14 protein-coding genes and 1 tRNA gene are annotated in these 12,313 nt (G+C 71.3%); 5 read left to right on the top strand and 10 right to left on the bottom strand.

Features of this window, described 5'->3' with window-relative positions; translation table 11 throughout:
- Window positions 1-126 precede the first annotated feature (126 nt).
- Window positions 127-1,020 (bottom strand): DUF1963 domain-containing protein, encoded by an 894-nt coding sequence (locus AB0472_RS25785; protein ID WP_366359409.1) that lies wholly within the window; start codon window positions 1,018-1,020, stop codon window positions 127-129.
- A 220-nt stretch (window positions 1,021-1,240) separates the two neighbouring features.
- Between AB0472_RS25785 and AB0472_RS25780 the strand changes: the two genes are divergently transcribed.
- On the top strand, window positions 1,241-1,636 hold the full coding sequence (locus AB0472_RS25780) for a MerR family transcriptional regulator (protein WP_366359407.1): 396 nt from the start codon (window positions 1,241-1,243) through the stop codon (window positions 1,634-1,636).
- Window positions 1,637-1,741: 105 nt separating this feature from the next.
- On the top strand, window positions 1,742-2,665 hold the full coding sequence (locus tag AB0472_RS25775; protein ID WP_366359405.1) for an NADP-dependent oxidoreductase: 924 nt from the start codon (window positions 1,742-1,744) through the stop codon (window positions 2,663-2,665).
- A gap of 218 nt (window positions 2,666-2,883) precedes the next feature.
- Here the strand turns inward: AB0472_RS25775 and AB0472_RS25770 are convergent, their stop codons facing one another.
- The 3 genes from AB0472_RS25770 to AB0472_RS25760 all read right to left on the bottom strand — a co-directional run bounded on the left by AB0472_RS25770 (window position 2,884) and on the right by AB0472_RS25760 (window position 4,213).
- Window positions 2,884-3,318, bottom strand: coding sequence for a GNAT family N-acetyltransferase (locus AB0472_RS25770; RefSeq protein ID WP_366359403.1), 435 nt, complete (start codon window positions 3,316-3,318; stop codon window positions 2,884-2,886).
- Window positions 3,315-3,731, bottom strand: coding sequence for a YbaK/EbsC family protein (locus AB0472_RS25765; protein WP_366359401.1), 417 nt, complete (start codon window positions 3,729-3,731; stop codon window positions 3,315-3,317). The genes AB0472_RS25770 and AB0472_RS25765 overlap by 4 nt, the downstream gene beginning before the upstream one ends.
- Before the next feature lie 407 nt (window positions 3,732-4,138).
- A tRNA-Met gene (locus tag AB0472_RS25760) sits at window positions 4,139-4,213 on the bottom strand.
- 127 nt (window positions 4,214-4,340) lie between these two features.
- On the opposite strand from AB0472_RS25760, the gene AB0472_RS25755 reads away from it, so the two are divergent.
- Both AB0472_RS25755 and AB0472_RS25750 read left to right on the top strand, forming a co-directional pair.
- Entirely contained in the window at window positions 4,341-4,865 is a 525-nt protein-coding gene (locus AB0472_RS25755) for a hypothetical protein (protein WP_366359399.1), read from the top strand.
- A gap of 329 nt (window positions 4,866-5,194) precedes the next feature.
- Window positions 5,195-5,887 (top strand): hypothetical protein, encoded by a 693-nt coding sequence (locus AB0472_RS25750; protein WP_366359397.1) that lies wholly within the window; start codon window positions 5,195-5,197, stop codon window positions 5,885-5,887.
- A gap of 160 nt (window positions 5,888-6,047) precedes the next feature.
- Here the strand turns inward: AB0472_RS25750 and AB0472_RS25745 are convergent, their stop codons facing one another.
- The 3 genes from AB0472_RS25745 to AB0472_RS25735 are packed head-to-tail and all read right to left on the bottom strand — an operon-like array spanning window position 6,048 to window position 8,408.
- Window positions 6,048-6,290, bottom strand: coding sequence for a non-oxidative hydroxyarylic acid decarboxylases subunit D (locus AB0472_RS25745; RefSeq protein WP_366359395.1), 243 nt, complete (start codon window positions 6,288-6,290; stop codon window positions 6,048-6,050).
- Between the two features lie 60 nt (window positions 6,291-6,350).
- Window positions 6,351-7,775, bottom strand: coding sequence for a non-oxidative hydroxyarylic acid decarboxylases subunit C (locus AB0472_RS25740; RefSeq protein ID WP_366359393.1), 1,425 nt, complete (start codon window positions 7,773-7,775; stop codon window positions 6,351-6,353).
- A gap of 33 nt (window positions 7,776-7,808) precedes the next feature.
- Window positions 7,809-8,408 (bottom strand): non-oxidative hydroxyarylic acid decarboxylases subunit B, encoded by a 600-nt coding sequence (locus AB0472_RS25735; protein ID WP_366359391.1) that lies wholly within the window; start codon window positions 8,406-8,408, stop codon window positions 7,809-7,811.
- Between the two features lie 150 nt (window positions 8,409-8,558).
- Between AB0472_RS25735 and AB0472_RS25730 the strand changes: the two genes are divergently transcribed.
- On the top strand, window positions 8,559-9,452 hold the full coding sequence (locus AB0472_RS25730) for an AraC family transcriptional regulator (RefSeq protein WP_366359389.1): 894 nt from the start codon (window positions 8,559-8,561) through the stop codon (window positions 9,450-9,452).
- Between the two features lie 90 nt (window positions 9,453-9,542).
- Here the strand turns inward: AB0472_RS25730 and AB0472_RS25725 are convergent, their stop codons facing one another.
- The 3 genes from AB0472_RS25725 to AB0472_RS25715 form a co-directional block, all read right to left on the bottom strand.
- Complete coding sequence (locus AB0472_RS25725; protein ID WP_366359387.1) at window positions 9,543-10,121, bottom strand: helix-turn-helix domain-containing protein; 579 nt, start codon at window positions 10,119-10,121, stop codon at window positions 9,543-9,545.
- A 117-nt stretch (window positions 10,122-10,238) separates the two neighbouring features.
- Window positions 10,239-11,030 carry an alpha/beta fold hydrolase gene (locus AB0472_RS25720; RefSeq protein WP_366359385.1) on the bottom strand — a complete coding sequence of 264 codons (792 nt, stop codon included), beginning with the start codon at window positions 11,028-11,030 and terminating at the stop codon, window positions 10,239-10,241.
- A 76-nt stretch (window positions 11,031-11,106) separates the two neighbouring features.
- Window positions 11,107-12,006, bottom strand: a complete 900-nt coding sequence (locus AB0472_RS25715) for an SDR family NAD(P)-dependent oxidoreductase (RefSeq protein WP_366359383.1) — start codon at window positions 12,004-12,006, stop codon at window positions 11,107-11,109.
- Between the last annotated feature and the right edge of the window lie 307 nt (window positions 12,007-12,313).

Below are 12,313 nucleotides of genomic sequence, written 5' to 3'. Positions count from 1 at the left end.
GAGCCGCCGGGGCAGCACAGGCAGAAGCCGAGCTCCGCGTCGTGCCGGCGCCGGCGGGCGGTGGCGAAGTGGTCGACGGCCGCCTCGCGGACACCAGTACGGCTCTTCGACCGAAGCAGCGCGCGGTCAAGAACAATCTGAGCGGTAGGCGAAGGGCCTGTCGGAGCAACTGGTGCATTCGAACAGGTAGATGCCGCCCATGTCGCCGAGCATGAGACCAGGGGCGCGTTGGAGCTCGGTGCGCTGTTCGTAGGGAAGATCCCAGACGGTTCCCGTGGCCGGGGTGTCCTCGATGGGCAGCCATGTGCGCCAACTCTCCCCGTCGAACTCGTTGCTGCTGATCGTCAGGAGATGCTCCATGCGCACCCGGCAGGTCGGGCACGTCGGCCAGTTGGGCTCCTGCGTCCACGTCGGATATCCGCCGACCTTGATGCCGTCCGACACGGAGAGGTGGGACCAGTAGGACCAGCCGGTTTCCTCCTCCAGCTGTTCGAACCTGCTCTCGAGCGCGTCGGCGACCTCGTCCGGGAGGTCCCAGTTCGGGTAGTCGGTGACACGCTCAGGGTGCAGGACGCACGGGTCCGGAACGTAGTCGTCGTCGGCGCCGGTCGGGCGGGGACGGTCGGCCGGCCGCAGCTCGCTCAGGGAACCGTCCCGCCAGTAGATCTCGGGGCGGGGAACGTAACCGTCCTCGTGGTCGAAGGGGCACCACAGCACCTGCAGCAGATCGGTGCCGCCGGGGAAGACCAGGACGGGCACGTCGGCCGCGAAGAGCTGGAGGACCGGGACGAGCGGGATCGGCCCCTGGGCGGGAGGGGAGAACGCCGTGCTCGGGTGGTCGTCCTCGCAGTGCGGCCAGGGCTCCGAGAGCGGCCAGAGCACGGGTCCGCCGAGCGAGCTTTCCCGCGCGCTCGGATCGCCGAGGCGCGGGTGCAGGCGAACGGCCGTCTTCCGATAGCCGGCCACCTCAGGGAACAGCGCCTCGACGTCGAGCGGACGTGGCGGGGTGGTGCGAGCCATCGGAGTGCTCCTCAAGGACCAAGGACCGGCTTGGCCACGACCGAGGCCGCGGTGGGCTGAGAGTAGCCGCACGGCCCGTCGGCCCCGGCAGCAGGCCCCGTTGTCGGTCACGGGCAGCGCGCGGTCGGTACTCAGGCGTGTACAGACGAACGTGCTCGGGAGCGTCCATGACGCGCCGACGGCCTGAACCCGGCGCATGCGCGGGCGTACGCTCTGAGAGATGCGGATAGGCGAGCTGTCCAAGCGCACGGGCGTGAGTCCGCGCTCACTGCGGTACTACGAAGAGCAGGGCCTGCTGACGAGCTCACGCTCCGACGCGGGTCAGCGTCACTATGCCGATGCTGCGGTCCAGCGCGTGTCGCTCATCCGGCAGCTGTTCGACGCAGGTATGTCCAGCCGGGTGATCGCGACTGTGCTGCCCTGTGTGGACGTCCCGGGTGATCTGGGCGTCGCCGAGGAGACGTTCACGGCGATGATGCGCGAGCGCGACCGGATCGACGCCGACATCGCGCACCTGACCGAGACGCGGGCTGCACTCGATGTGCTGATCAGGGCCAACAGTCGGCACCGGGCGGAGCTGTCCACGGGCCCGGAACCGGTGGCGCAGTCCGCCTGATGCTGTGATCTGCATCTCAGCCGGTTGCCCCTCACATCAATGTCAGAGGTGAGGATGGCGGCAACGCCCGGAGTCACCGGGTCGGTCCACGAGAGGCGGCGGCAGATGGGGCAGGCATGGGGTTTCAGCAGGTATGGCGGGCCCGAGGTGCAGGAGTTCTTCGATCGTCCCGATCCGGTCCCCGGTCGCGGTGAGGTGCTGATCCGGGTCGACGTCGCCGGGGTGAATCCCCTCGACCACCTTCTGCGCTCAGGTCTGGTCGACGGGCTCGACGGTGGGCGTCCGTTTCCCCGCGTGCTGGGCATGGAGGCGGCCGGAACCGTTCTCGCCCGGGGCGAGGACGTCGACGGGCTGGAGGTGGGTGACGCCGTCTTCGGCTTCGCACTCACCGGTGGCGGCACCTACGCCGAGACGACGGTGCTGTCCACGCCGAACACCGCCCGCATCCCGCAGGGGCTGTCCGCGACCGTGGCGGCAACGCTGCCGGTGGCCGGGACGACCGCGGTGGACGTGCTCGACCAGCTCGACCTCCCGGCCGGTGCCACGGTCCTGGTCAACGGGGTCGGAGGCGGGGTCGGCCGCGCCGTCGCCCAGCTTGCCGTCGGGCGCGAGCTGCGGGTGATCGGCACCGGGAGTACCGCCAAGCGCGAGCACGCCGAGGCCATCGGGGTGCGGTTCATCAGCTACACCGCCGAGGACGTCACCGCCGCGGCACGCGAGCTCGTTCCGGAAGGCTTCGACGGGATCGTCGACCTGGTCGGAGGCGCCTCGCTGCGGACGGTCGCTCCGCTGGCCCGGGATCCCCGCAACGTCATCGCTGTGGGTGATATGTCTGTGCCCGATCTCGGTGGGCGTTTCGTCGAGCGTCGCATCGACCGCGAGAACCTGGAGCGGTCGGCCCGACTGGCCCTCGACGGAGTGCTCGCACCAGTGATCACCGCGGTCCATCCGCTCTCCGACGCCCCGGCCGCCCTCGCCACCGTCGAGAACGGTCACACCTCGGGCAAGGTTGTCATCAAGGTGACCTGAGAAGTGCCCGGCGGAGGGGTTCCAGAGGACGGCGTCGTCGGTCACCTCGCAGACGCTACCGGCCGGCTCGGACACTCGGACGACGCAGGCCGCTGAGTATGCCCGCGGTCGCAGCACGAGTCGACGGCGAAAGCCTGCTCGGCGGTCGCTTCCGGGGAGTTCGTGACAGCGGGGCGAAGAGGCGGCCTCTCCCGGACGATTCGTCGGCGGTTCGCCGATCACGCAGCGGACCACGTGAGGTGTACGGCGGTCTCACGGAACCCCAGAGCGCGATAGAAGCCGGCCGCTCTGCGGGTGGGCACGGTCACCTCGACGTCCTTCGCTTCCCGGGCCCTTGCCTGGGCGGCCCTGACCAGCGTGGAACCCGTACCGCGGCCGCGCAGGGGCTCGGCCACGGTGAGTTCGAGCAGTGCGAGGACGGTTCCGCCGGCGAACAGGGTGGGCATGCGCACCGCGAGCAGGTACCCGACCACGCAGGACTCCTGTTCGGCGACCAGGAACTCGGCGCTGCCGTCCGACACGGCCGCGACGATCCGGGGGAACGTGACGTCGTCGAACACCTCCCGGTCGGGCCGGTAGCTCGTGACGAACCCGCTCAGCAGACGGTAGATGTCATCGGCGTCCGAGGCCGTGGCGTCGCGGACCGTCGTCATGCCGGCCCGTCCGGCGGGAACCCGGCGATCGACGCCGTAGCGGCCCCCGGGACAGCGGCCATGAGCTCCGCCGCCTCGATCTCGATGCTGCTGTCGGCCCGTCCGCTGCCGCAGTGCACTCGTCCCAGGCTGCTGACCGTCCCGTCGAACACCACCAGCGCAGCCAGGTCGGCGGAGACCGGGCACACTCCGCCCGGCCGCATCCCCGCCCGCGCCAGCCGCCCGGCATCGGCGGGAGTCAGCTCGCCTCGGCGGATCCCGGCCGCGCGGGCGAGGGCGCCGTACCTCAGCCGCGCATGGCCCGGCAGCGCCGCCAGCACGAGGCGGTCCTCGGGGGTGACGAAGGCGAGGGTCTTGACGGTTCGCTCCAGCGGGACGCCCAACGTGGCGCAGACCTCCACCGGGCTGGTCACGTGAGGGTGCTCGTGCAGCCGGAAGGACACGCCGAGCGAAGCGAGGACCGCCGGTGGACCAATGGGTGCGAGACCGTTCACCCCGGCGAGACTACCGCGCACGGTGCGGGAGTTGATCGCCTTTTACCAAGCAGAGGTCGGCCACGTCGTTCCACCGGGATCAACCCGCGATCGCCTGGATGAGCTTGATGGGGTGCGCAGTGCAGTGCAACAGCCCGTCGGCGGGGGGGTGGTGGCCGGGAGGTCCCAGTCGGAGGGGGCGAAGGCCCAGCCCGCCTTGCGCAGGGCCGACTTCGGACCACCGGAGGCAGGGCTGCGGTCCGGGGCCGGCACGGGAAGTGCGCGTCGGTGATCGCCGCTGGATGCGTTCGGCCCCTCCGCAGGATCGCGGAGGGGCCGAACGGTCGTAGCGGGGGCGGGATTTGAACCACGCGACCTCTGGGTTATGAGCCCAGCGAGCTACCGAGCTGCTCCACCCCGCGTCGGTGTCCTTACCGTACGGCATCGGCGTCGCCTCGGCAGGGATTTACGCCGACGGCCGTGCCCCGGGTCTGCCGCTGTGCGGCACCGATGGACCGCGGCGCTCCCCGGGTGGGCATACTCGTGGGTATGAGAGTCCCGCTCCGCGCCCGTCTGTTCGCGGCATTGACGCTGTTGATCGCGTGCGCGGGATCGGCCGGTGGGTATGCCGGGCTTCGGCTGGGCGGTTGGGCAGGCGCGGGCGCCGGGATGCTCGTGGGCATGTCCGTGGTGTGCCTGGGCTCGAGGGTCACGATCTCGATGTGCCGCCTGCAGACGCAGGACTTCCTGAAACGGATCGTGGGCGACGGCAGGTCCGAGGCATCGGCGGATGCGGTTCTGCGGGGGATCATGCTGTACGAGGCGGCAGTCTTCCCGCTGGCTGCCGACGGGGTAAGTGCCGCGGAACGGAAGGCCCGTCGCACCGTCGCGTACCAGTGCGCCGCTTTCGACGACCTGCCGCTGTCCGTGCGTCTGGCGGCGGCCGAGACGCTGGAGGTCGTCGACCGGGGCCAGGACCGGGAGCAGGCGCGGGCCGCGGTGTGGGCGCTGGCAGAAGCGGTCCGAGAGTGCCGTGCCGGTCACGTCGGTGTCCGCGACGAGCAGACTTCCTGACCTCCGCGCGCCGGACGTGACAGTGGCGCCGGGACTCCGCGGGCGGGTCGTCAGGGGGAGGGGCGAGGGCAGCAGCCAACGCGGGCACCGCGGCGGACCCGGCTCTCCCCACCCGCCCTCCTGCGGCCGGACGGCGCGGTCGAGTCGGCCAGGCCACTGAACGGCCTGGCATGTCCGCGGTCCATGCCCTTCTGGCGAACCCTTTCTCCGGTAAGACTGTTCCGCCGTGTGGGTGGGACACCGGCATGACCGCTGTCATCGACACCTGACATGTCGGTAGACAAGGGGGTGTCACCCGCCCCCACGTCGTTTGAATGGGTCGTCACATCATGCTGAAGGCTGCCCTCCGGGTCCTCGCCGCCACTCTCCTGTCGTACGCCGCCGTCACACCGTCCGCCGCGGCGGCACCTGCCGTCGACGACGAGACCACCGCTCCGTGCGGCCCGGTCGCGGACTACCGCGCGGGGGACTGGTGGCGCACCACCACCCAGCCGCAGATCGCCTCCACCGTCGCCGGTACGGCGGTCAGCGAGCGCTGGCGGTGGCGCAACGACGTCAACACCCTGTGGCGCGGCGACACCAGGGAAACCGTGGACGAGATCTTCCGGACCGGATTCACCCCGCGCGGGGACCAGGTCACGCCCCTCGCGGAGTACATCGTGAAGGGGGGAGGGCAGCAGAGCGCCCACCTCAGCACGACCTGTGACGCATCGGTGGCGAAGAGGTTCGCCACCTACGGGGCCGAGAAGGCCGGCTGGGTCTACGAGATCTACGCGCCGGGTGGGATCGACGTCAACGCGACGGCGCGGGTGAACAACTACCAGTCCCCGTACCTGTGGAACAAGGAGATCGATTTCCCGGGCGGGATCGCGGGCCAGTTCATCAAGGGCGCCTGCAAGTACCGCCTGACGGGAACCGACCCGGTCACCAACGACAAGACCTGGGAGAACCTGGGGTGCAAGGACAACCTCGGGTTCGCCCCCTACGCGTTCGATCGCAACCGGTACGGCCTCGCCCGCTGATCCAGGAGTACGGGACGCACGCACGGGAACGGACCGCCGGGCTCCATGTCTTCGCGGTTCGTTTTCGTAGGCCCTCGTAGGCCCTCGTAGGCCCTCGTAGGCCCTCGTAGGCCCTCGTAGGCCCTCGTGGCCTTCGCGGCGAGACCGGCCGCGGCCCAGCTCAGCCGCGGGGGCGGAGGGGCGGGACGGAGGGGACTTCGGTGGTGCGGGCGATGTCCTCCGGGGTCAGCCGGAACTCCGGCGGGTATGCCTCGCGGCGGGTCCGACGGGCCGGTTCGCTGGTGCGCCACATGTACAGGCACTGTCCGCAGTGCAGCACCTCCCATACGCCGGGTACGGGCGAGGTGAAGACGCGCTCGACGGCCGTATGCGCGCAGCGGGGGCAGATCACGGAGTCGGCCATGGTGGCACTTCCTTCCATGGGGCGGGAGTTGTTCCGCGGGTCGACGGAGCCGGTGGGGTGTCAGCGGCCGGCGGCGAGCTGCCGGAGCCGGTCGAGCCAGGCGGCGGCCTCCGGCAGATCGCGGACCGGGGTGCTGTAGTGGCCGCGCCGGTCGGGGGCGGCGGGCGTGGTGGCGTCGATGATCAGCTTGTCGACCATGCCGGGGGTGTCGGCCTGCGGGGCCAGTTCCACGACGGACAGACCGGGGATCCTGATCAGGTCCCGGGCCGGGTTCATCTTCGTCGACAGCGCCCACATGACCTGCGGCAGGTTGAACGGGTCGACGTCCTCGTCGACCACGATGACCGTCGCCGCGTAGCCCAGGCCGTGCGGTGTCGTCAGCACGCGCATGCCGACCGCCCGCGCGAAGCCGCCGTAGCGCTTGCGGGTCGAGACGATGACCACCAGACCGTGCGTGTACATGGCGTTGACCGCCTGCACCTCGGGGAAGTCCTTCGTCAGCTGCTGGTGGATCGGCACGCAGGTGTTGGCCGCCATCAGGTAGTCGATCTCGGTCCACGGCTTGCCGAGGTAGAGGTGCTCGAAGACCGGGCCGGTCCGGTGGGAGATCCGGTCGATCCTTACGACGGGCAGGCTGCGCCCGCCTGAGTAGTGCCCGGTGAACTCGCCGAAGGGGCCCTCGATCTCCCGCTCGCGGCCCTCGACGACACCCTCGATGACCACCTCGCTGCCCCATGGCACCGGCAGCCCGGTCAGCGGGGCCCGCGCGACCGGGGCCGGGACACCGCGCAGCGCGCCCGCCATCTCGTACTCGTTCTCCTCGTACTTCATCGGGGTCGAGGCGACGATGGAGATGACCGGGTCGTTGCCGAGCGTGATGGCGACGGGCAGGTCCTCGCCGCGCTCCTCCGCCGCGCGCAGCTGGAGGGCGAGGTCGTGCACGGGCACCGGCTGCAGGGCGAGCCGGCGCGGGCCTTTGACCTCGATGCGGTAGATGCCGACGTTCTGCTTGCCGCTGTGCTCGGGATCGTCGGGGTCCCGGGAGACGACCGCCGCCTTGTCGATGTAGAAGCCGCCGTCACCGTCGTTGAGCCGGATCAGTGGCAGCACCCGGAAGATGTCGGCGTCCTCGCCGTCCAGGGTGTTCTCGGCCCACGGGGGGTCTTCCCGCCACTCGGGCGGCACCGGGAACTTCTCCCAGCGGCGGATGAACTCGGTCACCTGGTCCCGGGTGCCGGTCTCCTTCGGCAGCCCCAGCGCGAGGGCGTGGTTGGCCCACGAGCCGTGGACGTTCATCGCTATGCGGGCGTCGGTGAAGCCCGTGACATTGTCGAAGTACAGTGCGGGCGCGGCGTCGCCCAGGCGGGTCACGGCGTTCGCGGCGGCCGCGATGTCGGGCTCGGGCATCACCTCCTCGGTGATGCGCAGGAGTTGGCCCTCCTTGTCGAGCGTGCCGAGGAAGCTGCGGAGGTCGTCGTAGGCCATGGGCGGTCCTTGGGTGGTGTGGTGATGCTCTGTTCAGGCACTCGGGCGTGCCGCACGGGCGGCGCGGGCGGCGCGCATCCCCGCCCACCGCTCGGCAGCGGGCGACGGCAGGTCGAACTGGTCGAGGATGCGGGCGGTGATGTGGTCGACGATGTCGTCGACCGACTCGGGGTGGTTGTAGAAGGCCGGCACGGGCGGCATGATCGTCACGCCCATGCGGGACAGCGCCAGCATGTTCTCCAGGTGGATGTCGCTCAGCGGCGTCTCCCGGGCCACCAGGACGAGCCGGCCGCGCTCCTTGAGGACCACGTCGGCCGCCCGGCCCACCAGTCCCTCGGCGTACCCCGCCCGGATGCCCGCCACGGTCTTCATGGAGCACGGCGCGATGACCATGCCGCCGGTGCGGAAGGAACCGGAGGAGATCCGGGCGCCCTGGTCCTCGGGGGCGTACACCTCGTCGGCGAGGGCGGTGACCTCCCGCACCGTGAGCCCGGTCTCCAGCTCGATCGTGGTACGCGCCCACCGGCTGAGCACCAGGTGGGTCTCCACCGAGGGCAGCTCGGCCAGGTGCTGCAACAGCCGCACGCCGAACACGGCACCCGTCGCACCCGTCATGGCTACCACCAACCGCACGCTCGTCTCCTTCGTCGGGTACCCCCGGGCGACTGCCCGGTCCGGGGACGGGGGACGATGCGTCCGTGGACTGTTTCAGACGCCGCCGTCTCCTCGCGCTCCACGCTAGACAGGAAGAACCAGGGCAACGCGTTACGCTGAGGACAGACCATGGACACAAACGGACAGCGTGACGTCACCGAGGTGCCTTACATCCCGTCGGTGGGAGCCCCACCGGGGGTGGAGGTGTTCGACTTCCGTGCCCTCGTCGCACGGGCCGCGTCCCATGACGTCGACCCGTACTCCCCGGTCCGGGTGGCGTTCCACGAACTGATCACCGTGCGCAGCGGTGTCCTGCGCTATGCGCTGGACTTCGCCGACGAGGAACTGTCCGAAGGTGCCTGGATGTGGGCCCGGCCCGGCCAGATCCACCAGTTCCGTTCCGACCTCACCGCGGCCGACGGCGTCGTGATCATGGTCGATCCCGGCTTCGTGGGGGCCGCCACCGCCGAGGCCGCCGGTCTGGACCGCTACCCGGGGCAGGGACCGCTGGTGCCCGACGCCTCCGCCGCGACTGCCCTGCGCGCCATCCTGGACCTCCTGGAGAGCGAGTTCCGTGCCACTCGCGACCTGCCGCTGGAGGTGCGTGTCGAAGTGCTCCGGCACCTGCTCGCCGTGCTCCTGCTTCGCCTGTCCCACGTGCCCGGCGCCCGGGGGGACGCCGCGGCCGGCGACGAGGTCTTCCGTCGCTTTCGCCAGGCCGTGGAGCGCGACTACACCCGCAACCACCGCGTGGAGGACTACGCGACGGAGCTCAGCTACAGCGTCCGCACTCTCACCCGGGCGACCCGTGCCGCTGCCGGTCGCGGAGCCAAGGGTTACATCGACGACCGTGTCCTGCTGGAGGCCAAGCGCCTGCTGGTGCACACCGACCTGTCCGCCACGGCGGTCGGGGACCGGCTGGGCTTCCCGGGCGCCACGGTCTTCACCAAGTTCTTCCGCCGACGGGTCGGCATGACGCCGGGCGCCTTCCGGGCCTCCGCGCGGGGCACCTCCGTGCCGTGAGGTCTCACCGATGCCGGGTGCGTCCGCCGGTCGTCGGTCCGCGGACCCGCGGGTGCGGTGCGGCCGCCGGGACCAGGGGGGAACGGCGGCCTACGCGCCCGGTGACGTGTGGCGCATGCCTTCGAGCAGCATGGCGAGGTAACGCTGCCCGGTGGAGATCCGGTCGGCCCGTGTGCCGCCGTGGATGTGCACGGCGTGGGCGATGCCGCACATGAGCGGGACGAGGTCGCCGGCGTCGAGGTCGGAGCGGACCGCTCCGGATGCGCGGGCCCGGTCGAGGAGTTCGGCGCCCACCGATGCGAGTGACTCCTTGAGTTCGGTGGTGCGGGGCAAGGTGTCCGTGGCCGCCCCGGCGACCGGGGCCAGGGCCGGATCGGTGACCTGCGCCTCGACCACGCGGGACAGGAAGTCCACCAGCGCGTGCCATGAGTCGGTGTCGGCCAGCGCGTGCTGACCGTGTGCGGCGAGGCTCTCCAGACAGGGGGTGGCGACGGTCTCCAGGAGGGCTTCGGGGGTCGTGAAGTGCCGGTAGACGGTGCCCACTCCAAGGCCCGCCCGGCGGGCGACGTCGTTGAGCTGCAGTGCGGTGCCCCGGTCGACGAGATCGCGGGCGACGGCGACGATCCGTTCCCAGTTGAGGGCGGCATCCTTGCGCAGCTGTGTGGCCATCGTGGACCGTCCGGTCACTCGTCTCGATTCGCGGTTGGACGTTCGATCATATGCGGGGTTCCGGGGTGGGGTGGCTACGCCGGGGGTGGGCGGACCGTCCGGCCCGCCCCCCCCGCGTCAGGGACGGTCGTGCGGCCGGCCGAGGAAGCCGGTGATGATCTGCAGCCACTCGTCCGGCCGCTCCAGGAACGGCAGGTGGCCGGTGGCGAGCTGCGCGGTCCGCGCCCCGGGTACGGCCTCGGCCGGCTCCATCTGGAGGGCGGCCGGGATCAGGGGGTCGGCGGTGGTGAGGACGACGAGGGTCGGGGCCGCGACCGCTTCGAGGTCGGCGCGGACGTCGGTCCGGCGGACCAGGTCGACCTGCGCACCGGTGCCGGACGGCAGGGTCGAGGCTGTCTGCTCGGCGGCCGCGCGCAGCTGGTTCGGGGTCAGGGAGTTCAGCACCGGCGCGCTCACGGTCAGGTGGGTGAGGTACCGGGCGAGCAGGAGGTGCTCGCCGGATGCGTAGAGCTGGTGCCAGATCCCGACGGCCAGGTCGGTGCGGGTGTCCAGGCGGGCGAAGGACGTGCTCAGCACGAGTGACGTGACCCGGTGCGGGCGGCGGACGGCGGCTCGGACCGCGACAGCGCCGCCGAGGGAGTATCCGCAGAGGGCGAACCTGTCGATCCCCTCGGCGTCGGCCGCGGCGACGAGCTGGTCCGCCAGGGCGTCGAGTTCCAGGGGCTCGGGCGTGGTGGAGGTCCGCCCGGAGCCCGGGTAGTCGACCCCGACGACGGTGTGCCGCGCGGCGAGTCCTTCGATGATCGGCCCGAAGTTCGCCTCGATGCCGCCGCCCGCACCGTGTGCGAGGAGGAGGGCGGGGCCGGCGCCGCGGACGGTGCGGGCGTAGGACGGGACTGGGTCGGTCATGGTCGTCTCCTCGTGTGATCAGCCTGTGGACAAGGCGCGGTGGACGAATCGCCGGTCGGCGCGCGCCGGCGGGCGTTCATGCGCCCGTCGCCGCCGTCGTGGGGGCATGGGCTTGGCTGAGCCGACGTACGGCCTGGACGAGGCGCGGGTCGGTCGCCGCACGGAACGGTGCCACCGGACGCGCCCTGGGCCCGATGACGACGCCGGTCCGGCCCGTCAGAGCGGGGTCCGTGGCGGCGACGATCGAGGGCCTCGCGGCCGCGGAGGCGGGACCGGACGTGGAGCGTTCGAACGTGCGGCGTACCAGCGGCCACAGCAGCCGCAGGGAGGGGGAGACGATCCTCGGGTCGGTCAGGGTGCCGTCGGTCATGTCGGTCGCGGCGCCGCCGGGGTCCGCGGCGAGGACCGAGACACCGGTGGCCTCGAGCCGGGCGGCCAGGTCGAGCGTGTAGGCGAGGTTGGCGAGCTTGGCCCGTCCGTACCAGTGGAAGCCGTAGTAGCCGCCGGGCGGCTCGACCTCCTCGAACACCCGCTTGGCGACGGCGACCGCGCCCGAGGTCACGTTCACGATCCTGCTCGGCGCCCCCGCTGTCAGCGTGGGCAGCAGCAGCTCCGTCAGCAGGTACGGCGAGAGGTGGTTGACGAGGAACGACGCCTCGACGCCGTCCCGGTCCTGGCGCCGCGCGAACATCGCGCCGACATTGTTGACCAGGACGGTCAGCGGTTCCCCGGTGGTGGCGTGATCGTCCGCCATCCGGTCGGCGAGCGCCCGCACCTGGTCGAGGGAGGCGAGGTCGGCGGCGAGGAACCGGCCGGGACGCGCCGGTTGCGTCGCGTTGATCCGCTCGACCGCCGCGGCTCCACGTCCGGCGTCGCGCCCCACCACGGTGACCGCGAACCCGGCGGCTGCCAGCCCCAGCGCGGTCTCCAGGCCGATGCCGCCCGTACCGGCCGTGATCACAGCTGTCTTCGTCATGCGCTCCTCCACGTGACAGATAAGCGGATTGGTCATCCGGTTAGTGGGACGCTAGCACATCCGGATGAGTTATCCGCTTGTCGCGCCGGGGCGCCGACACGACCGCCGCGGGAGCAGCGACCGGGGCCACGACTGGGGCGGGTGAGCCGACGGCTCCGACTTCGCGGCGACGGGAACCAAGACCCCATGGGGGCGGCGCAGGACGTGGCGGTCGTTCCGCCAGGTGCTGAACTCGCCGGAGCCGCCGATCGGTTCGCTGATCAGGTCGGCCGGTCTGGACGGCGCGGTGGACGGGAGCGTCTGCTCG

The organism is Streptomyces sp. NPDC086777, assembly GCF_040702065.1.
Taxonomy (GTDB): domain Bacteria; phylum Actinomycetota; class Actinomycetes; order Streptomycetales; family Streptomycetaceae; genus Streptomyces.
Note: the sequence above shows the minus strand (reverse complement) of the source record. Positions and strands in the feature narration are given on the sequence as shown.

Bases quoted from the DNA above. Each gene is read 5' to 3' on its own strand.
- AB0472_RS25785 (WP_366359409.1), bottom strand. From the start codon at position 1,020: ATGGCTCGCACCACCCCGCCACGTCCGCTCGACGTCGAGGCGCTGTTC.
- AB0472_RS25780 (WP_366359407.1), top strand. From the start codon at position 1,241: ATGCGGATAGGCGAGCTGTCCAAGCGCACGGGCGTGAGTCCGCGCTCA.
- AB0472_RS25775 (WP_366359405.1), top strand. From the start codon at position 1,742: ATGGGGCAGGCATGGGGTTTCAGCAGGTATGGCGGGCCCGAGGTGCAG.
- AB0472_RS25770 (WP_366359403.1), bottom strand. From the start codon at position 3,318: ATGACGACGGTCCGCGACGCCACGGCCTCGGACGCCGATGACATCTAC.
- AB0472_RS25755 (WP_366359399.1), top strand. From the start codon at position 4,341: ATGAGAGTCCCGCTCCGCGCCCGTCTGTTCGCGGCATTGACGCTGTTG.
- AB0472_RS25750 (WP_366359397.1), top strand. From the start codon at position 5,195: ATGCTGAAGGCTGCCCTCCGGGTCCTCGCCGCCACTCTCCTGTCGTAC.
- AB0472_RS25745 (WP_366359395.1), bottom strand. From the start codon at position 6,290: ATGGCCGACTCCGTGATCTGCCCCCGCTGCGCGCATACGGCCGTCGAG.
- AB0472_RS25740 (WP_366359393.1), bottom strand. From the start codon at position 7,775: ATGGCCTACGACGACCTCCGCAGCTTCCTCGGCACGCTCGACAAGGAG.
- AB0472_RS25730 (WP_366359389.1), top strand. From the start codon at position 8,559: ATGGACACAAACGGACAGCGTGACGTCACCGAGGTGCCTTACATCCCG.
- AB0472_RS25725 (WP_366359387.1), bottom strand. From the start codon at position 10,121: ATGGCCACACAGCTGCGCAAGGATGCCGCCCTCAACTGGGAACGGATC.
- AB0472_RS25720 (WP_366359385.1), bottom strand. From the start codon at position 11,030: ATGACCGACCCAGTCCCGTCCTACGCCCGCACCGTCCGCGGCGCCGGC.
- AB0472_RS25715 (WP_366359383.1), bottom strand. From the start codon at position 12,006: ATGACGAAGACAGCTGTGATCACGGCCGGTACGGGCGGCATCGGCCTG.